The following is a 19,512-nucleotide window of genomic DNA, read 5'->3' on the forward strand; positions in this document are numbered from 1 at the left end:
ACAGACCCACCAATCAAAAGGAAATCGTCATGTCCGAAACCACCAAAACAACAGCCTCGTACCCCCAAGACAACGCACATGAGGTGTCTCAACCACGCCAAGACAACACAGATCCAGATCTCCAATCACAACATGATGATTGGTCAGAAATGCTGGCGAACGCAGATAACTTTTATTGACCTGTCGAGCGTGTTGCTACCGTAGACCTGCCAAACAGGTCGGGCGCGTTCTCAAAGCACCTATCGTTCTGAGAACGTTCCCGACAGTGAAGAATAGATCGGCCCCGTCAGATACTGCAGCAACGTTTGTTGATCTGTGATGATCTGAACCTGAACCGTCATCCCCGGCACAATGGCGTACTGGGTGGTGTCGGACGTGATGGTCGCCTGATCCAACGCAATTCGCGTTTTAAAATACGCCGAACCGGTTTGATCTAAGAACGAAGACGCCGAAATGTGTTCCACCTTACCCGTGACGGAACCATGGCGACGTGCGTCAAAACCGCTAACCGTCACCTTAGCGTCTTGATCAACGGCAATGTAGCCGATATCGGACGGTTCTGTGCGGGCTTCAACGATAATCCCTTCTTCAATGGGAACAATCGTCATGATCACCGCAGCTGGTTCGACAACTGCGCCCGGTGTGTTGACCTGCAATCCGTTGACAATGCCGTTGACGGGGGAAACGATTTCCAAACGCTCCACCCGGTCTCTCAAACGTTTGAGGTTTTCCGACACTTCACCCAATTCGGAAATCACCGACGTCAGGTCCTCCATCGCGGTGTCGCGTTCTTTGGCATCGAGCTCTTTCAACTGGTTTTGAGCCTCTTGCACACTGCTGAGTGCCTGTCCGCGTGCGGCGACGGCGTCGTTGTAAGCACTTTCAATGCGTGAGAATTCAAGTTTAACCTTGTTCATTTCGACGCGCGATTCCAAGCCGTCTTTGAACAGGTCTTCGCGCACCTTCACGGTTTCGCGCATCAATTCCACCTGATCGCTCAGGCTTTTGACTTGATTGGCATAGTTGTCGGCGGATTGTTGGCGCTGTTCGATGCGGCTTTCAATCACCGCCTTTTGGCCAACGATACGCTCTTGCGTGGACTTCAAGGTATCAATGGCTTCGGCCACAAGTGCGGGGTGGGACGCGTTCAGCTCACTAAACTCAGGTGTTGCGCCGTCAATCTGCGCGCGCAAGCGTGTCTCTTTAACCTTGAGCGCGGCTTCGCGCGACAAAATTTGATCCAAGTCGGCCGTGCGCAGGGTTTGGTCGAAGCGCATCATCACTTGGCCCTCTTCGACCACGTCACCGTCCTTGACCAGGATTTCGGAAACGATGCCGCCTTCCAAGTGTTGCACCACACGGTCGTTACCACTGGTGACGACTTGGCCTTCGGCCTTGGCGGTGGTGGTGATGACCATATAATTGGCCCAAACCACAGAGCCCACCAACAGCGCAACAATCAACAAGATCGCCGCCAGGGCGGGTTTGGAGCTGCCGACTTCTTCCAAGACGTCTTCGCGCGACAGGTAGCGTTCATGAGCGGGGTGTACGCGTTGGGATGGGTGTGTCATGTCTCAGATCTCACTTCACGTTTTTTCTTGGGCGGTCTTCACAGAAGCGCGCATTTTATCGCGTTCCGCCAACACAGCTTCGGTTGCCCCGAACAGTTCCATTTGCCCATGATCCATGGTCAACAGTTTGTCACATAGACGCATATGACTGGGACGTTGGGTAATCATGATGATGGTTTGGTGCCCGCGCAGTTCTGCCAAAGTTTTCAAGAACGCACTTTCGTCTTTTTCGTCCAAGCCGCTGGCGGGTTCGTCCAAGATCAAAACAGGTGCGTCGCGCAAGAACCCGCGCGCCAACGCCAACTGACGCAAGAAGCCCTGGGGCACGTGGGCTTCCAAACCGTCTTTGAACGCCGTGTCCAAACCGTGCGGCAAAGCTTCGATTTTCGCCAAGACGCCTGCTTTGCGGCACGCTTCCTTAACTTCTTGAATGGACGCGGTTGGGTCGGCCAAACGCACATTATCCAAAATGGTGCCCGGAAAGGCGTGGTTGTATTGCGGAACGTAAGAGAGTGTTTGGCGCAAGGTGATGGGTTTGACTTGGCGAATGTCGATGCCGTCCAGGCTCACCGTGCCGCCCTGGGGTTCGTACATCCCCACCATCAATTTGGCGATGGTCGATTTGCCCGAACCGCTGTCGCCTGCGATGCCGATCAGCTCGCCGGGTTTGACCGTAAAGCTCAACCCCAAAAGCGCCGGATTGGCGTTTGCGGTATAGCGCATGCTGACGCGATCAAAGTTCACCTGGCCGTTGAACTTCAAAGCGCTCAGTTGATCGTTGTCGTTTTGGCTTTCGCGATCGTATTCCAAAATCGAGAGGAACTGCCCAAGGCTCTGGCGTGTCTGGTGAATGCGGTTGCCCAGACCAAACAGCGTTTGAATGGGCGAAAGCACACGCCAAACCAACATCATGGTGGCGATCAAAGCACCCATGCTTATGCCACCGTCCATGGCGCTCAACACACCAAAGACCAAAGTTGCCGCGCCTGCGACAATCATCAACAACTGCGCCATATCCTGGGAAACGGAATTGAGGCGGTTGACCTCTAAGTTCGCCCACGCGGCATCCGCCGACATGGTGCGGAAGCGATCCCCCCAAATACTTTCCGCGCCCATTTGTTTGACAGAACGCATGGACCACATCAGCTCCACCAAGAAGGCATGGCGTTTTGAACGTTGTTCGCCGGCACGCCTAATTTGGTTTTGCAATTTCGGCAAGATGATGAAGCTCAACACCAAATACAACAGGCCCAAAACCACCGGAATCAAAACCAAGGGACCGGCAATGATCGCAATGGCGATGATGAAGATCAGAGCGAACGGCAAATCCAAAGCCAAAGTCGCCAAGGGGCCACTGAGCAAATCGCGAAACGTTTCAAACTCACGAATGCGGGTGACTTGCCCGCCCACGGATGCACGCTCTGTAAAAAGCGGTGGCAAGTGTAGGACTTGATCAAAAACTTTGGAGCTGACGATATAATCGATCCGCGCCCCCACACGAGCCTGAACTTTTGCACGCCAAGCCCGCATGAAGATTTCAAACACCACGGCACCCAAAACACCGAAAACGATAAAGCGCAGCATTTCAGGTGAATCTTTGCCAATGACTTGGTCGTAGATCGCCATAATGGACAACGGCACAATCAACGACAAAATGTTGATAAAAAACGAAATCAACAAAGTGGTGCTGAACAGCCCCTTAAAGCGGCCAATCATAGAGCTCAACCACGTCACCGGGGTTTGTTGCACCGCCTGGCTTTCCTTTTCGACGGCTTGAACCAAATACAGATCACCGCCATGAAGGTTTTTAAACGTGGTGTTGCGTGTCGGTTTCCTGCCATCAAAGACGACAAATCCTTTATCGGTGTGTTCTAACACAATTGCCGGGACACCATCACTTTGGACCAGCAGACAAGGACATAAGCGATTATGTAAATCATCTCGCTTTTCATTCACCAAGATGGTTTTAAAGCCCAAGCGCGCGAGTGTGTTGCGCATATCTTCACTGTCGAGGGGCCGGTTTTGATAAGGACCAGCCTCGACCAACTGACGCGCGCTGCCTTCCCAATGCAGGGCATCCAGCAATACGGCCAAACACGCCGCCACCGGGTCCAGCGCCTTTTCACTGCCATAGCGATTGTGCATGGCGCGCAGCCAATTTTCCGGCAGATCCGATATCTTCATCTGATGGTAGGAAAGATTGCTCATGCGCCACCCTCCCCGCCCGGAGCCTGCAATTTTGTCACCGTTTCAGGCTCACTTTGATTTTGACGGTATTCGGTAATCCGTCCTCGGTCGATGGTCAAAACCTGATCGGCCAACGCAATCAAAGATGGGCGCGATGTAATCAACACCAGGGTCACTTTCCCCTTCATTTCAATCAGCATGCGGCGCAAACGTTTATCGGCTTCAAAATCAAAGACCGAGTTTGCTTCGTCGAACAGCAACAGCTTCACAGGTTTGGACAACGCCCGGCACAGTGAAATTTCTTGTTGAATACTGCCCGGCAATCCGACCGTAGCACTACTGCCGATGTTGGTGTCGAGCCCATCGGGCATGCGTGCAATTTCTTCATCGAGACCCAGCTTGTGCGCCACGGTGAGCGCCTCTGGCAGATGTTTTCGTTTTTGAAAGCCCGAAAGGTTGTCGCTGATGGTCCCGTCATACATCACGACATCTTGGCGGGCATAGGCGATGTCATTTCGTAACTTTTGAAAGTCGATGTGCGCGGCACTGTGTTCGCCAAACAACAACTCACCTTCGTCCACATGAGCCAATCCGGCCAAAGCATCCAAGACAACGGACTTGCCCCCACCCATGGGTCCGGTCAGCGCCACGACGGAGCCCGCCGGGATCTCCAACGAGAAGTTTTTAAGCACCGGGAAATCCGGATTGCCCCGGTGCACCGTAACCTCGTCAAAGCGGATCGGTTGCGACCAGTCGACCTCTGCCGGTTGTTCCCCACGGGGCAGCGGTTCCAGCGGATAGTTCATCAACGTATCCAGACGTTCCTCCGCCAACTTCAAGTTTTGCGATTGCATCCAAACGCCAATGATCCGGATCAAAGGCTGCACGGCACGCCCCGCCAACAGCGTTGACGCGATCAAAGCACCGCTGGACAGCGTTCCGTCCAACACCATCAGGCTGCCAAATGTGGCCACCGCCGCCATGGAAAGATTGGAAAACGCAGGCCCCAAAGAACGGCCAAGGGATGAAAGGTAGGCGTACTGTTCAACGGCTGTCGAAAGCGGGGCAAGCAAGCTTTGGTACTGACGATGCAGCTGCGCTTCAAGACCTAAGCCCTTGACCGTGTGAATGCCGTTGAGCACCTGGAAAATGAACGAATAGCGTTGCTCATCCAAATCCGCGCGGTGCTTGATGGCTTGGTCCAACTTGCGGCTTAGCCAAATCGCCGCGCCGAAGGCCAGCAAAACCACCGCCAGGGGGGCCAAAACAAGGTTGATATTGATGGCACCAATAATGCCCAAAAACAAAATCACAAACGGCAGATCGGAAAAAGACACCAAGCCTTGGCCCGAATGAAAATCGCGCAAGGCTTCAACCGATGTCATACGGTCCATGTGCGTTCCCGCGGGCTCGCTTTCATAGGCGTCCAAGCGGCTGTTCAACAAACGGTCGGCGGCACGTTGTGAAATGGCGTGTTCGAACCGCGCACCTTCCCAACTGGTGATGTGCGTGCGAAGCCCGCGCAAAACCGCATCCAAAATGATCGCGGCGGCCAAACCTGCAACCAGATAAGCGAATGTATTATAAGCAGAATTGGGAACGATTTTGTCGTAGACCTGCAAGATCACCAACGGCAGGGCCAAAGAGAATATGTTGATCGCCAACGAAGCCAATAAAACGTCATAGCGCCCTAAGGAGACCCGGAACAAAGATCTCAAAAACGAGGCGCGCTTCGCAGGTGCAGCATTGGTGTCGGAAGAAATCGACGACATGTCAGGCTTCTTTCAGCTTCGTTTGTTATCCTTTGCGAAATAGACAGCTGCCCCTGCCGGTATTTCATGTAATCAACCGCTGGCTTCGGATGAAAGAAACATGTGATGGACGGATTAGAGAGGCAAATGAACCAGAACTCAAGCCCTCTTTGCACGACTATGGACAATGGATTGGACGAATTTTAGTGTTTTGGTCCAAAACATTGCCAAATCGAGCAAGAAGGCTACATTTAATATGACTGGTGGGCGCCAGTTATGAGATAGAGAGGTCAAAATGACTCCTCCTGCAGATCACGGGACTGCCCCCGACGTTTCCATCGAGCTCTTTGATCTCGATCGAGCTGAACTGCCGGGCAGCGATGAAGAAATCATCGTATTAAACGCACCTGTCGAAACGGCCGATGAGGTGGACATCACAACGCCCAACCTTCATATGGGCAGCCACGATGAACGTCCTCTGATCGAACGCGACGAAGGCCACCGCACCCGCGTCGAACAGTCAGAAACCATAGACACCCGCGAGTTGGACCTCACCATTACACCGCAAATGGTGGAACAGGCGGGCGAACAGGGCGGCATTGTTGTCGTGCCTCTGCAACTTGGCCAGTTTTTAACGGATCCCGGCCACCAGCAAGTGACCTTGCACGGTGTCGGCGACGGCCCCCTGCCCTTTGGCGTGCGCAACGCCGACGGCTCCGTCACGCTCAAAGCCACAGAGCTCAATCGCGTCGCCATCAAAGTCGATGAAGACAACGCGGATGGCTTTTCCGTTTCCATTACCGTTGAACCGGACAACACCCGAAACGCGTCTGAGACGGATGAAACCGTCAACGTTGCTGGCGGTGACGATAGCGAAAGCGAAACGCTTGACGATCTCCCACCCAATCGCTTGGACGGCGAGGGCCCAGAATTTGGCGAACGCCCGCAACTCAATAACGAAGACAGGCCCGAAGGCCTCAATGTGCGCGAGCGCATCCGTTTGCGCCAACGCGAAGAAACCGAACAGCAAGACACCCAACAAACAGAATCCGGCCCGACCGACACCATCGCGTCCAGCCCGGAACTGTCTGTTTTGGACACCCAAGGCCTAGAAGACACGGCTATTGCTTTGGATGTTCAAGCCAAACTCACAGATTTGGATGGTTCGGAAAGCCTTTCCGTCACCATTTCCGGTGTGCCCACCGGCGCCCAACTGTCCGCCGGTACCGATAACGGCGATGGCTCATGGACCTTAAGCCCCGACCAATTGCAAGGTTTGACCGTCACGCCACCGCAAGATTCCCACGACGATTTTGATCTCACAATCGTCGCCACCAGCACCGAACGAGACGGCGGCGCAACGGCGTCACAAACCGCCGACCTGCATGTGCGCGTCGATGACGTGATTGACTATGTCGAAGTTGACGCCGGTACCCATCGTTCCGAACGCATCACGGGCTCGGAAGAAAACGAAAGCATTTCCGCAGGGGCCGGTAACGACACGGTTTCCGGCGGCGGCGGGTCCGACAAAGTCGATGGTGGATCCGGCCATGACCGGGTATACGGCAATGACGGGGACGACATTGTTTCCGGCGGCACAGGCAATGACCGCGTCTACGGCGGTACGGGAAGTGACCAAGTCAACGGCGGCGAAGGCGCTGACCGTTTGTATGGCGAAGATGGCAACGACACCCTAACCGGCGGTGCCGGCAACGACCAGCTGTATGGCGGCAACGGTGACGACACGTTGATTGTCGAAGGCACGGATTATGTTCATGGCGGCGCAGGGAACGACACCGTAAAAGCGGCAGACGACGGCGACATCACCCTGAGCAGCTTGTCGCAAAAGCAATCCATCGAAACCATTGATGGCGGCGAAACCGAAAGTGCCGTGCGCGGCACCGCCTCCAACAACACGCTGGATTTCCGCAACACCGAATTGAACAACATTTCCGAAATCGACGGCGGCGCGGGACATGACCGGATTTACGGTTCCGACGGCAACGACCGCATCGTCGGCGGGGAAGGCAACGATTCGCTCTACGGCGATGATGGTGATGACACGTTGGTGGTCGGCGACGGTTCTGACTACGTTGACGGCGGCACGGGCAACGACACGGTCGTCGCAGGCGACGATGGCGACATCACCCTGCGTGGCATCAAGAACGTTGAAACCGTTGACGGCGGCGAAACCGAAAGTGCCGTGCGCGGCACCTCGGCCAATAACACGCTCGATTTCCGCAACACCCAAATGAACAACATCTCCGAAATCGACGGCGGTGCGGGCAACGACCGAATTTATGGCTCCAGTGGCGACGACACTATAGTCGGCGGTGAGGGCAATGATTCGCTCTATGGCATGGACGGCGACGACACCTTCGTCGTCGGCGACGGCACAGATTATGTCGACGGCGGCACAGGTAACGATACCTTAAAGGCTGGAGACGACGGGGATATCACCCTCAGCGGCATCAAAAACATCGAAACCGTGGATGGCGGCGACAGCGAAAGTGCTATTCGCGGCACGGGATCCAACAACACGTTGGATTTCCGCGGTGCTAACATGACCAACATCTCCGAAATCGATGCCGGTGCTGGCAATGACCGGGTTTACGGCTCAGACGGCGATGACACCATCAAGGGCGGCACAGGCAACGACGGACTTTATGGTGGCGCAGGCGATGATCGCATCGTCGGTGGCGAAGGCAACGATTCGCTCTATGGTCAAGCTGGTGACGACACCATTGTGGTTGGCGACGGCGCAAACTATGTCGACGGCGGTTCCGGCAACGACACCCTGTCGGCTGAAGACGACGGCGATATTACGCTGCGCGGCATCAAGAACGTCGAAACCGTTGACGGCGGCGACACGGCGAGTGCCATCCACGGCAACAGCTCCAACAACACGTTGGATTTCCGCAACACGACGTTGAATAACATTTCTGAGATTGACGGCGGCGCGGGACATGACCGGATTTACGGATCCAGCGACGACGACAAGATTATCGGTGGTGCGGGCAACGACACGCTCTATGGCATGGACGGCGACGACACCTTCGTGGTCGGCGATGGCCAAGACTATGTCGATGGCGGCGCGGGCTCCGACACCGTTGTGGCCGCAGACGATGGCGACATGACCCTGCGTGGCATCCGCAATGTTGAAACTGTTGACGGTGGCGACAGCGCAAGCGCTATCCACGGCACCAACGCCAACAACTCGTTGGATTTTCGTGGCTCGACCATGACCAACATCTCCGAGATTGACGCAGGCGCAGGCAACGACACTGTTTACGGCGCTGATGGGAATGACACCATCAAAGGCGGTACCGGAAACGATCGTCTCTATGGCGGCGCGGGTGATGATCAACTCGTCGGCGGTGAGGGCAACGACAGTCTCTACGGCCAAGCCGGTGACGACACCATCGTGGTCGGTGACGGCGCAAACTATGTCGATGGCGGTTCCGGCAACGACACCTTGTCAGCCGAAGACGACGGCGACATCACGCTGCGCGGCATTCGCAATGTGGAAACCGTTGACGGTGGCGACACGGCCAGTGCCATCCATGGGACGTCCGCCAACAACTCCATGGATTTCCGCACCACGCAACTCAACAACATCTCTGAAATTGACGCGGGCGTCGGCAACGACACGGTCTATGGCTCTGGGGCCGACGATGTGATCAAGGGCGGTGCTGGCAACGACCGCTTGTATGGCATGGACGGCAACGACGTCATTCGCGGCGGCGACGGCAACGACCGCTTGTACGGCGGCGACGGCAACGACGTCATCCGCGGCGATGCGGGGAACGATATTCTCTACGGTCAAAACGGTGACGACACCTTCATCTTCGGTGAAGGCGGCGGCACCGACACCGTCAAGGGCGGCAGTGGCTGGTTGGATAACATCCACCTGGAAAACCATGACGGCAGCACGCCGATAACCGGAGATTGGGAATTGACGTTGAAAAGCGGGTCCATCGAAGAACAGGCTGATAATTACATCTCTCTGTCAGAAGATTCCGCAGGCACCATCCGATTTGATGATGGCAGCGAGCTGAATTTCGATGGCATTGAAAAAATTGACTGGTAAGATCAGGCCATACAAACACAAAATTATTGGACTGTATAAATGCTGAAATGGCTGTTTGGCGGCAATAAAGACCAAGCCGCAGGCGCACCCAAAGCGCCGTCCTACGAAGAAGCCCGCGACATCGCCGAACACGGTGACGCCGAAGCCCGCTCAAAGCTCGCCGAATGCGGCGACCTGCAACCAGAGCTTCTGTATTACTTCGCCACAGACAAGTCACCCGAAGTGCGTCGCACTGTAGCCAACAACGCGGCAACCCCCCTGCAGGCCGATAAAATCCTGGCCAAGGACCAAAGCACCGAAGTGCGTGTCGGCTTAGCCCAAAAAATCGGCAAGTTGCTGCCCGACCTCGAGCCGGACCTGCAAGACAAAGCCGCCGATATGGTGTTTGAGGTGCTCAACATCTTGGCCCAAGACACCATCACCGATGTGCGCAAGATCGTTGCCGATGAAGTTCGCACACTGGACAACGTTCCCAAACCCATTATCTCTATGCTCGCCAATGACGTGGATGACATCGTCGCAGCACCCGTGTTGGAATTCTCCCCCCTGTTGGACGATGACGATCTGATCGGGTTGATCACCAGCGGCATGAATTCCGGTGCGTTGAGCGCTGTCGCGCGCCGCAAAGATCTGGGCGAAGACGTGTCCGGCGCCATTGTCGACACGGGTGACGAACAAGGTGTGGGCGCACTGTTGGCCAACAAAACGTCGAACATCTCCGAAGCCTCGTTCGAAGATATTTCGCGCATGTCCGCAGACGTTACGTCTTGGCACGCCCCCTTGATCCACCGCCCGAGCTTGAGTGTCGACACCATCAAAAAGATCTCGAACTTCTTGAGCTCATCACTTCTTCAACAGCTTTCCGAACGCAACGACTTGGAAGCGGAACTGCAAGAAGAACTGTCCGAAGCCGTGCAAGGGCGCATTGCCGAAGAAAAGCTGGATCAAGACGACACGGAAATCAAAAAGATCCAACAAAAGGTCCAGCGCCTGCACGAAGCCAACGCCTTGGACGCGGATGCTGTTGTGGATGCGCTCAATTCCGGCGATTTGCCGTTTGTGGTTTATGCCCTGTCTTTGTTGAGCGAGTTGCCGCCTGACGTGGTGAAAAAAATGTTCACCTTGCAAAGCGCCAAAACCGTTCTCGCGATTACGTGGAAAAGCGGGTTCGACATGGACGTTGCTTTGGCGCTGCAAAGGGAAGGCGCAAAAATACCGCCCGGCAAACGCATCCAGCCTGCCGCAACAGGCGGTTACCCGCTGACCGAAAGCGATATGGAATGGCAGTTGGATTTGCTGTAATGCTAAGGGATGGCAGCTAAAGAGCATTTTGCAGCGAGATTGAGCCCGCGAAACCGTCGCGGATTATTAGCGGCGTCATCCTTCATGGCTGCATTTGGCTTTTTTTATGCGCTGTTCCACTTTGCCCTGGCCTATTTCCACGAACTTGAACTTCAACGTGTCGACAACCGCACGTCGCTCTACCGCACATCGCTTGTGGGGGCGTTGGAACAGTTTCAACACCTCCCGCATGTTTTGGCCCGCGATCCTTATGTGATCTTGGGGGCTGACGGCTCCGATCTGGACGCGCTCAATGCCCGGCTTCAGGACTTTTCCAACAGTGCCGGTCTGGAAGCCATCTATTTGATGGACCCGGCCGGCAAGACCATTGCCGCGTCGAACTTTGATCAAGAGGTGACCTTCTTAGGCCAAAACTACGGTTTCCGTCCTTACTTCAAAGCAGCCTTGTCGCAAAAGCGTGGCGAGTTTTTCGCCATTGGCTCAACCACGTCGAAACCCGGTTATTTCATTGCCGAGCCGGTCTTGGGCCCGCGCGCCAACGTCACCGGGGTGATTGCCTTGAAAGTTAACTTTGCACCCCTTACCCAATCTTGGACGCGCGGGGAAGAGCGCGCTTTGGTGTCGAATAAAGACGGTGTTGTTGTTCTGTCTTCCGAACCCAAGTGGTTATACGGCACATTAAACCCCATCACCCAAGCGCGCATGCAAGACATTCGTTTGGAACGCCAGTTCGGCAAAGAAAAGCTCGCACCGCTGCCTTGGCGAGAGCTGGGCCCGGGCACGGTGAGCTTGGATGGGCAGACGTATCTGCATAATGCCGTAGCGGTGGGTCGATTGGATTGGACGCTGCATTTGCTGGGCGATGTGGGACGCGTTCAAGAACGGGCATGGTTCACGGTCATCACAGCCGCCATCGTGATTTCTTTGCTGTTGGTGGTGGCGTTTTTCATCCGTTCCGTGCGAATCCGCGATGCCCTACAGGCGTCCCAAGCCGCGCGGCGGAAACTTCATCAAACCAACATTGAGCTGGAAGAAGCCCAAGCCGAGCTGGCGCGCGCGAGTAAGTTGGCGGCCTTGGGCCAACTGGCGGCTTCGGTCACCCATGAGCTGGGCCAACCCATCTCGGCCATGCGCAACTATTTGACGGCGGCGGAATTGGATGATGACGATGTGGGGGACAAAGACCTGCTGCAGCGCTTAAGCGCCATTGTCGTGCGCATGGAAAACATTTTTCAACAGCTGCGCTTTTTTGCCCAACCCCGTGAAGATGCCTTCGCGCCGATAAATTTGGTGGACGCTTGGACCAGTGCGTTTGATTTGGTCTCCATGGATCTGCAAATGGCGAAGATCAAAACCAACACGACCGTTGAGGACCCTGCAATTAAGGTCTTCGCCAATCGCTTCCGTTTGGAACAAGTGATCGTCAATCTCTTGAAAAACGCCATAGCCGCGCTGAAGACCTGTTCCACGCGAGAGTTAAACGTACGGCTTTATATCCAAGACAGTTTTGCTATCCTCAGCGTGGCCGATAGTGGTGCAGGGCTGGGCGATAAGTCCATTGAACATTTGCAAGAGCCTTTCCACACCACCAAAGCAAGCGGAGAAGGCATGGGACTTGGTTTGGCGATTTCAGCGGAAATTATCAAAGAGCACGATGGCGAACTCTTAGCCGCGAACGTGCCCGGTGGCGGTGCTGAGTTCAGCGTCAAACTGCCGCTGCACAAAAACGGGAGCTCGTCATGAACGCATCCCAAGGCGACGGCCTGCGCGCGCTCATCGTCGATGACGATGCGGAAATGCGCGACTCGTTGGTGCATCTGTTAACCAAAGCCAAGTGGCAGGTTCTAGACCGCGAGCGCGGTGAGGATGTCCACGACGCCATATCTGCATTTAATCCAGACGTCATTTTGTGCGATGTGCGCATGTCGGGAATGAGCGGCATGGATGTGCTCAAAAGCTTGTCGGACATGAACAGCCCGCCCGTGGTTCTGATCTCAGCCCACGGTGATATTCCCATGGCTGTGGATGCCATGCGGCTGGGGGCCTATACGTTCTTGGAAAAACCGTTCGATCCGCGCCGTTTGCTCACCGTGCTCAAACATGCTGGCGAAAAGTACCGCCTCCAGGTGAGTTCCGGTTTGTTGAAACAACGCCTAGCGGATTTGTCGGGATTGGACCGGATATTATTGGGTGACGCGCAACAAATCACAGAGCTGCGCGCCGAAGTCATGGATTTGAGCGAGACGGACGCTTCGGTGATGGTTTTGGGTGAAACCGGAACCGGGAAAGGTTTGGTGGCGCAGGCGCTGCACGATCTTAGCCCCCGCACAGCCGCGCCCTTCATCGCCATTGATTGTGCAACCGTTCCCTTTGAACACTTCGAAGAGATGCTGTTTGGCGTGTCCAAAGGCGACATGGGCGCGCTGGCCCGGGCCGACGGCGGGTCCTTGTTTTTGGATGAAGTCGCCAGTTTCCCCCTAGAAGTTCAGGCCAAACTTTTGCGCGTCATTGAAACGCGCGAATACTTCCCATTGGGGGCCACCGAACCGATTCACGCCAATGTGCGGGTGCTGTCCGCCACCAACGAAGACATGCGCACAGCGGTCAGCGAAGGCCGATTTCGCGAGGACCTCTATCACCGCCTCAACACCGTCATGCTGACCATCCCACCGTTGCGCGAACGCCGTGACGACGTGACGCTGCTCTATGCGCACTTCATTTCTCAGTACGCTGACTTGTACGAAATCAGCGCGCCGCAAACCTCTGCCGAAGACGTGGCGACACTGCTGTCCCACGACTGGCCCGGCAATGTGCGTGAATTGAGAAACGTCGCCGAGCGTCGCGTTTTGACTGCGCGCCGTGGGCAGGGTTCGGTCGCTCAAGCCCTCGACACCGACGCCGCCCCCGACGATGTGCCCGAAACCCTGCGCGAAGCCGTGGCCGGGTTTGAACGCCAGCTCATCGCCAAAGCTATTCAAACCCACAAAGGCCGCATGGACGCCGTGGCCGAAGCGCTCGGCATCGGGCGGCGCACATTGAACGATAAGATCGTGAAATTGGGCCTCAATAAGGAAGAGCTCATTTAATCCTGCGGATTTTTGCAGCCTTTTTCCACCCCCTTGGCAATTTCCTTCATACCTTTCGCCGTCCGGCTTCCTATATGGTTTTGTAAGGTGTTCTATAAAAAGTCATACACGGGAGGTATCAATGTCACCTAAGTTTTTGAAAGCAGGGATTATTTCAGCGCTGGTCATGACCTTTGGCGCAGAAGCCATAGCAACGGAATGGAATGTGTCGCTGTGGGGCAAACGCCGTGCGTTTACCGAGCACGTCGAAAAAATTGCCGAGCTGGTCAACGCCAAGACCAACGGTGAGTTCACGCTCAACATTTCCTATGGCGGTTTGTCCAAGAACAAAGAAAATCTGGACGGCATTTCCATCGGCGCATTTGAAATGGCACAATTCTGCGCGGGCTATCACGCCGACAAAAACCCGTCCATCACGGTCTTGGAACTGCCGTTCTTGGGTGTTTCTTCTTTGGAACAAGAAGTTAAAGTTTCCCAAGCCGTTTACAGCCATCCGGCCGTTCAAGCCGATTTGGCGCGCTGGAATGCGACACTGCTGATGCCGTCTCCGCTGCCGCAATACAACATCGTCGGTGTCGGCGATGCCCCCAAAGTTCTGAACGCATACGCAGGTCTGACCGTGCGCGCCACAGGCGGCATCGGTCGTGCGCTCAAAGCCGTCGGTGCTGTGCCGACGTCCATGTCTGCGACCGAGGTCCGCCAATCCATGGACAGCGGCGTGATCAAGGCAGCAGCCTTCGCCCCGCACGCCCACATGGCGTTCGGCACGGTGGAAAACGCCAAGTGGTGGACCACCAACTTAAACCCCGGCACGGTGAACTGCCCGGTCGTGGTCAACACCGACGCGCTCAACATGCTCAGCGATAAAGAACGTGGTGCGCTTTTAGGCTCGGTCGATGAAGCATTGGCGCACTACGTGTCCCACTACAATTCCAAAACCATGTCCAAGTGGGGCCCGCTGTTGGATGAAAAAGGCATTCAGCGTGTGACGTATGATGCCGACGCTTTGGCCGCATTCCGCAACGCTGTTGCCGGTCCGGCTGCCGAAGCGTGGATTGCGGACAACACCAAACGCGGCTTGCCCGCCAAAGAACTTTACGAGTTGGTTGTCAAAACCATCGCAAAATAAGTCAGAACTTATGAGGCCACCCTGGGAAGGTGGCCTCATGGGTTTGGGGAGGATTTCATCATGGCTGGAACGTCATCCGTTCTTGAAGATGCCAGCTGGCTCAGCCGCGTCGATCGTCAACTGTTTAAAGTCGAAAGCCTATTGGCCCTGCTGGGCGGCTGGACGATTTTTTCCCTGATGATCTTGGCCGTGATCAGCGTCGGCGGACGCAACCTGTTCAACAGCCCATTGGCGGGTTATGTGGACTGGATTGAACAAGCCATGCCGTTGATCGCCTTTGTCGGCATTGCCTACTGCCAACGCTTAGGCGGGCACATCCGCATGGACATGGTCATCGGTCGTCTAACCGGTCGGCCCTTATGGGTGATGGAATTCCTGTCTGTTTTTGTCATGTTGCTTTTGATGGTGTTGCTCACCTGGGGCAGTTGGTCGCACTTTGACCGCTCATTCGATTTAGCAGCACCTTTATGGAGCCGCGATTCCAGCCTGGATATTCGCCTGCCCTTGTGGCCTGCGAAGTTACTGGTTCCAGTTTCGTTCGGTGTGTTGAGTTTGCGTTTGGCCGTACAACTTCTGGGCTATGGGCGCGCCATTCTATCCGGCACATCCACCCCCATCGCCGTTCCCTTGATCGAAGACGCTGCCACCGTCGCCGCCAACGAAGCCGCTGCCGTGTCCAGTGCTGAAAATGGGGACCGTTGATATGAGCCCTCTTGATATCGGTTTGATCGTATCGGCACTTTTGTTGGTGCTTGTCATCGGTGGTGTGCGCGTTGCATTTGCAGCAGCCTTTGCAGGTCTTGTCGGCTTGATTTGGATCTTTTGGGCCAAAGCAGGCTATAACCCGGATCGCTTTATTTGGGCGCTGACGGTTGCCGTTAAAACAGCCGGGCAAGTCCCGCACTCCAAGGTCTCGTCCCAGGCCTTATCTCTGATTCCTACGTTTATCCTGATCGGGTACTTGGCCTACCACGCTGGGCTGACCAAAAACCTATTTGAAGCGGCCAAGCGCTGGCTGGGTTGGTTGCCGGGTGGGCTGGGTGTGTCCACCGTGTTCGCCACCGCTGGCTTTGCCGCCGTGTCCGGTGCCTCCATCGCCACGTCGGCCGTGTTTGCACGCATTGCCATTCCCGAAATGCTCAAGGCCGGGTATGACCGACGCTTTGCTGCAGGTGTTGTGGCTTCGGCAGGCACGCTTGCGTCCTTGATCCCGCCGTCTGCCATCTTGGTGATCTATGCCATCATCGTCGAACAAGACGTGGGTGCGTTGCTGCTCGCCGGTTTTTTACCGGGCGCGTTTTCCGCCGTGATTTATGGCGGCCTGGTGGTCGGCATGGCGATGATCTTTAAAAACTTAGGACCTCCGGTGGGCGGCTTTACGTGGCTGGAGAAATTTAAATCCCTCCCCGGTGCGTTGCCCATCGTGTTTGTGGTCTTCATCATCATTGTCTTTATCTACAACCCCTTTGGCGGCGATGCGTTTGGCACGCCCACCGAAGGCGGCGCATTGGGCGCGTTCGTGGTGTTCATTATGGCATTGATCCACGGCATGCGCTGGAAGCAATTGAAAGACGCATTGCTGGAAACGGCGAAGCTGTCGGTGATGATCTTCACCATCATCTGGGGCGTGCTAATCTATGTGCGCTTTTTGGGCTTTGCCGATTTGCCCGGTGCCTTTTCCGAATGGGTCGGCGGACTGGACCAAAGTCCCATGCTAACGCTGTTGTTCATCTTAATGGCATATGCGGTGCTGGGCATGTTCATGGACGCCATCGGCATGTTGTTGCTGACGCTTCCCGTGGTGTTCCCCGCCGTCATTGCGCTCAATGGCGGGCCAGATGTAACCGTGGCCGACAGCGCGTTCGGCATGACCGCGACGGGTTGCGCCATTTGGTTTGGCATCATTGTGGTGAAGATGGCGGAGCTGTGTCTGATCACACCACCCATTGGGCTCAACTGTTTTGTTGTGGCGGGTGTGCGCTCCGATATTTCGGTCCAAGATGTGTTTCGCGGCGCATCACCGTTTTTCATCGCCGACGCCTTGACCATAGCAGGCCTAATCGCGTTCCCGTCCATTGTGCTTTACCTACCGGGGTTGTTGTTGGGCGGATAATGTCGTGGACGTTGAAGGCCCTTAACCGATATACTCCGCACGTTTGGCAGAGATATCCAAAGGCTTTCACGTGCTCCGTGCCCTCTTCATCATCACCTGCGTATCGGGTCTGGCCTTTTTGTCACTCTACGTGTTCCGCACAGAGCTCTATGCCAAGACCGAGATCGAACAAGCCGCCTTGGGCGGGCTTTACCCCATTTCCCAAGACACATTGGCCATCGAAGGGCTCTCACCGGGCGACAAACCCGCACACCTCAACGTTACGCTGAGAAATCCCGGGGCGTGTTCAAAGTGGCAGCTGCGCGACGGCAAGCGTGCCCTGGAGATGACGGCCTCCACCCTCAGCGTTCCGGTGCGCGAAGGCAAACATGATTATGCCCTTGAACCTTTTGACTGCACGATTTCTTCACCTGACATTGATGCCATTGCATTGAGCGTTTATTTTGGAAAGGCCAGCAGCGGCGGATTCAGCATCCAACAAGTTAGTGTCGATCAATATCAAATCACCCAATCGAACGTTCCGATCTTGATGGGCACCCCACCGGCAATGAACCGGTGGGTGCCAGATGTCGCCGCCTTTTCAGATGCCGAAGCGGACCAGGCCCTCGACATGCTGCAGGGCGCAGGTTTTGATTTCGATGCGCCGACACTCGACAAAATCCGTTTTTTGGTTGCTCTCGTTCGAAAAAATATGGTCAGCGGCGCGCCCCCGCCGGAACTCAATTCCATGACGCCTTGGTCTGTGATTTCGCAAAAGCACGACGGGCGGACAGGGAATTTCTGTCGCCAATTCTCACTAGGATACGGCTATCTTGCAAACTTGGTCGGCATCCCAACGCGCAATCTCATCACCGGCAGCGCCCAAGGTCTCGTGGACATGGGTTCGCATGCGTTTTCCGAAAGCTATATCGCGGAACAAGCCCGCTGGGCCTATGTCGATCCGACCAACAACATGGCGTATGTGCAAAATCCCGTCGGGCGGGTCTTGAATGCGGCAGAGCTTTATCTCGCCTCGACATCGGACACGACCGAGGGCTTGAGAGCAGCCCATCTTGATGAGGGCCGTTATTCCGCCAAACCGTTTGGAACCGTATCCGCCGGCGTTCGTGAATTCTTCCACGAGGACAACTACCTGATTTACATCGGCAGCAAAGACGGACTGTATCAAATGCAGGGCCAGGGGATAGAGCAATACGCTTGGAAGCTCTATCGGTTCTTGTTCCAACCCAAGCAATACTTCGGCCATCGCCCCATTGACAGCGCCCCTTGGCTGAGACCCCTGACGTTTTTTATATCCGTCCTATCTGGGATGTTGTTTGTGGTGCTGGGCTTGCGTGCCGTCTTGCGCCGCCTGGCCTAGGACTTGGTCTTGTGAACCACGTACGCCACAGGCGCCACAGGGACAAATCGGTCGGCGCGTAAACTAAAGCGCAATAACACCAGATAAAGGCTGCGAAACCATTTGCGCACAGGGACGCGCAAAATCATCTCAAACACTGTGATGAAGATGAAGTGCAGCAAAAAGCTAAACACCCCGCCCAGGGCATAGACGTTTACGTTTTCACGGCCAAACCGGTCTTCGATGTCGCCTAACGTGTACTGGCGAAACCCGTGCCACAAGTACACGGGAAGCCCCCAGCCCGCCGGAACGATATGCAAGTGCGCGCCTGTCTCTTTCAACATCCCATCGAGATGTTGCAAAAGTTTGCCATCGTCGGGTATGTGTTCCAGGGCCGAAAATGAAAACAACAGGTCGAACGACTGGTCCGTCTCAAACGTGTGGGCGTCCGCTTCGATGAACGTTCTGTCAAAAGCTTCCGGATGTGCGAAGGTTTCACGGACACGGTCTTGAATATCAATGCCCGTATAATCACCCGTGAGACCACACTCAGCGAACACGTCGCTCATGAAGCCACTGCCACAGCCGATATCCAAAATCCGCGCGCCCTTTTCAGGCACCATGTCCTTCAAGCGGTGTTCCAAAAACGCCATGGTTTGCGCCCGCGATGGCGAAGACGGTGTCGTTATCTGAGAGACACCCTCTGGACGATAAAAAACGGCGCGCAACGAGCTGCGTTTCGCGCGCAAATTTCGCCAAGCATTTCGACGCAAATAGGCCAAACGCTCGCCGAAGGTCAATCGGCCATCGCCACTGATTTCCCCACGGATTGTGGACACGTCATCTGGGTTGGATTGTTTCGTCACGATTTGAAGACATTACTAAAGGCTATTCAAGAGAACTGGACTATATGGTGAGTTCGCTTCAGAAGAAAGAAAAATACC

At 55.4% G+C, this 19,512-nt stretch carries 13 protein-coding genes; 9 read left to right on the forward strand and 4 right to left on the reverse strand.

Annotated elements, in window-relative coordinates; genetic code table 11:
* The first annotated feature begins 29 nt into the window (after positions 1 to 29).
* Positions 30 to 179, forward strand: a complete 150-nt coding sequence (locus tag V5T82_RS14345; protein WP_332896347.1) for a hypothetical protein — start codon at positions 30 to 32, stop codon at positions 177 to 179.
* A gap of 60 nt (positions 180 to 239) precedes the next feature.
* Here V5T82_RS14345 and V5T82_RS14350 read toward each other — a convergent pair whose 3' ends face one another.
* The 3 genes from V5T82_RS14350 to V5T82_RS14360 are packed head-to-tail and all read right to left on the reverse strand — an operon-like array spanning position 240 to position 5,530.
* Positions 240 to 1,571 (reverse strand): HlyD family type I secretion periplasmic adaptor subunit, encoded by a 1,332-nt coding sequence (locus tag V5T82_RS14350; RefSeq protein ID WP_332896348.1) that lies wholly within the window; start codon positions 1,569 to 1,571, stop codon positions 240 to 242.
* Positions 1,572 to 1,586: 15 nt separating this feature from the next.
* Positions 1,587 to 3,779 carry a peptidase domain-containing ABC transporter gene (locus V5T82_RS14355; RefSeq protein ID WP_332896349.1) on the reverse strand — a complete coding sequence of 731 codons (2,193 nt, stop codon included), beginning with the start codon at positions 3,777 to 3,779 and terminating at the stop codon, positions 1,587 to 1,589.
* Positions 3,776 to 5,530: a peptidase domain-containing ABC transporter gene (locus V5T82_RS14360; RefSeq protein ID WP_332896350.1), complete on the reverse strand. Its 1,755-nt coding sequence runs from the start codon at positions 5,528 to 5,530 to the stop codon at positions 3,776 to 3,778. Before V5T82_RS14360 ends, V5T82_RS14355 begins: the two co-directional genes overlap by 4 nt.
* A 274-nt stretch (positions 5,531 to 5,804) precedes the next feature.
* On the opposite strand from V5T82_RS14360, the gene V5T82_RS14365 reads away from it, so the two are divergent.
* The 8 genes from V5T82_RS14365 (at position 5,805) to V5T82_RS14400 (ending at position 18,589) form a co-directional block, all read left to right on the forward strand.
* Positions 5,805 to 9,599 (forward strand): hypothetical protein, encoded by a 3,795-nt coding sequence (locus V5T82_RS14365; RefSeq protein ID WP_332896351.1) that lies wholly within the window; start codon positions 5,805 to 5,807, stop codon positions 9,597 to 9,599.
* 39 nt (positions 9,600 to 9,638) lie between these two features.
* Positions 9,639 to 10,901: a DUF2336 domain-containing protein gene (locus V5T82_RS14370; RefSeq protein WP_332896352.1), complete on the forward strand. Its 1,263-nt coding sequence runs from the start codon at positions 9,639 to 9,641 to the stop codon at positions 10,899 to 10,901.
* 84 nt (positions 10,902 to 10,985) lie between these two features.
* Positions 10,986 to 12,644, forward strand: coding sequence for a sensor histidine kinase (locus V5T82_RS14375; protein ID WP_332896353.1), 1,659 nt, complete (start codon positions 10,986 to 10,988; stop codon positions 12,642 to 12,644).
* Positions 12,641 to 13,987: a sigma-54-dependent transcriptional regulator gene (locus tag V5T82_RS14380; RefSeq protein WP_332896354.1), complete on the forward strand. Its 1,347-nt coding sequence runs from the start codon at positions 12,641 to 12,643 to the stop codon at positions 13,985 to 13,987. The genes V5T82_RS14375 and V5T82_RS14380 overlap by 4 nt, the downstream gene beginning before the upstream one ends.
* A 121-nt stretch (positions 13,988 to 14,108) precedes the next feature.
* The gene (locus tag V5T82_RS14385; protein ID WP_332896355.1) at positions 14,109 to 15,116 is read left to right on the forward strand and encodes a type 2 periplasmic-binding domain-containing protein; all 1,008 of its coding nucleotides are present in this window, start codon (positions 14,109 to 14,111) and stop codon (positions 15,114 to 15,116) included.
* A 60-nt stretch (positions 15,117 to 15,176) separates the two neighbouring features.
* Positions 15,177 to 15,818: a TRAP transporter small permease subunit gene (locus V5T82_RS14390; RefSeq protein WP_332896356.1), complete on the forward strand. Its 642-nt coding sequence runs from the start codon at positions 15,177 to 15,179 to the stop codon at positions 15,816 to 15,818.
* Between the two features lies 1 nt (position 15,819).
* The gene (locus V5T82_RS14395) at positions 15,820 to 17,229 is read left to right on the forward strand and encodes a TRAP transporter large permease (protein WP_332896357.1); all 1,410 of its coding nucleotides are present in this window, start codon (positions 15,820 to 15,822) and stop codon (positions 17,227 to 17,229) included.
* 70 nt (positions 17,230 to 17,299) lie between these two features.
* The gene (locus V5T82_RS14400; protein WP_332896358.1) at positions 17,300 to 18,589 is read left to right on the forward strand and encodes a hypothetical protein; all 1,290 of its coding nucleotides are present in this window, start codon (positions 17,300 to 17,302) and stop codon (positions 18,587 to 18,589) included.
* On the opposite strand, the gene V5T82_RS14405 is transcribed toward V5T82_RS14400, so the two are convergent.
* On the reverse strand, positions 18,586 to 19,434 hold the full coding sequence (locus tag V5T82_RS14405) for a class I SAM-dependent methyltransferase (protein WP_332896359.1): 849 nt from the start codon (positions 19,432 to 19,434) through the stop codon (positions 18,586 to 18,588). The genes V5T82_RS14400 and V5T82_RS14405 overlap by 4 nt on opposite strands.
* Positions 19,435 to 19,512: the final 78 nt, after the last annotated feature.

The sequence above is a fragment of the Magnetovibrio sp. PR-2 genome (assembly GCF_036689815.1).
Taxonomy (GTDB): Bacteria; Pseudomonadota; Alphaproteobacteria; order Rhodospirillales; family Magnetovibrionaceae; genus Magnetovibrio.

What these genes read in the sequence shown, in the direction of transcription:
- V5T82_RS14350 (WP_332896348.1), bottom strand. Translation starts at nt 1,571, where the DNA reads ATGACACACCCATCCCAACGCGTACACCCCGCTCATGAACGCTACCTG.
- V5T82_RS14385 (WP_332896355.1), top strand. Translation starts at nt 14,109, where the DNA reads ATGTCACCTAAGTTTTTGAAAGCAGGGATTATTTCAGCGCTGGTCATG.
- V5T82_RS14345 (WP_332896347.1), top strand. Translation starts at nt 30, where the DNA reads ATGTCCGAAACCACCAAAACAACAGCCTCGTACCCCCAAGACAACGCA.
- V5T82_RS14360 (WP_332896350.1), bottom strand. Translation starts at nt 5,530, where the DNA reads ATGTCGTCGATTTCTTCCGACACCAATGCTGCACCTGCGAAGCGCGCC.
- V5T82_RS14390 (WP_332896356.1), top strand. Translation starts at nt 15,177, where the DNA reads ATGGCTGGAACGTCATCCGTTCTTGAAGATGCCAGCTGGCTCAGCCGC.
- V5T82_RS14380 (WP_332896354.1), top strand. Translation starts at nt 12,641, where the DNA reads ATGAACGCATCCCAAGGCGACGGCCTGCGCGCGCTCATCGTCGATGAC.
- V5T82_RS14365 (WP_332896351.1), top strand. Translation starts at nt 5,805, where the DNA reads ATGACTCCTCCTGCAGATCACGGGACTGCCCCCGACGTTTCCATCGAG.
- V5T82_RS14395 (WP_332896357.1), top strand. Translation starts at nt 15,820, where the DNA reads ATGAGCCCTCTTGATATCGGTTTGATCGTATCGGCACTTTTGTTGGTG.
- V5T82_RS14375 (WP_332896353.1), top strand. Translation starts at nt 10,986, where the DNA reads ATGGCTGCATTTGGCTTTTTTTATGCGCTGTTCCACTTTGCCCTGGCC.
- V5T82_RS14370 (WP_332896352.1), top strand. Translation starts at nt 9,639, where the DNA reads ATGCTGAAATGGCTGTTTGGCGGCAATAAAGACCAAGCCGCAGGCGCA.
- V5T82_RS14355 (WP_332896349.1), bottom strand. Translation starts at nt 3,779, where the DNA reads ATGAGCAATCTTTCCTACCATCAGATGAAGATATCGGATCTGCCGGAA.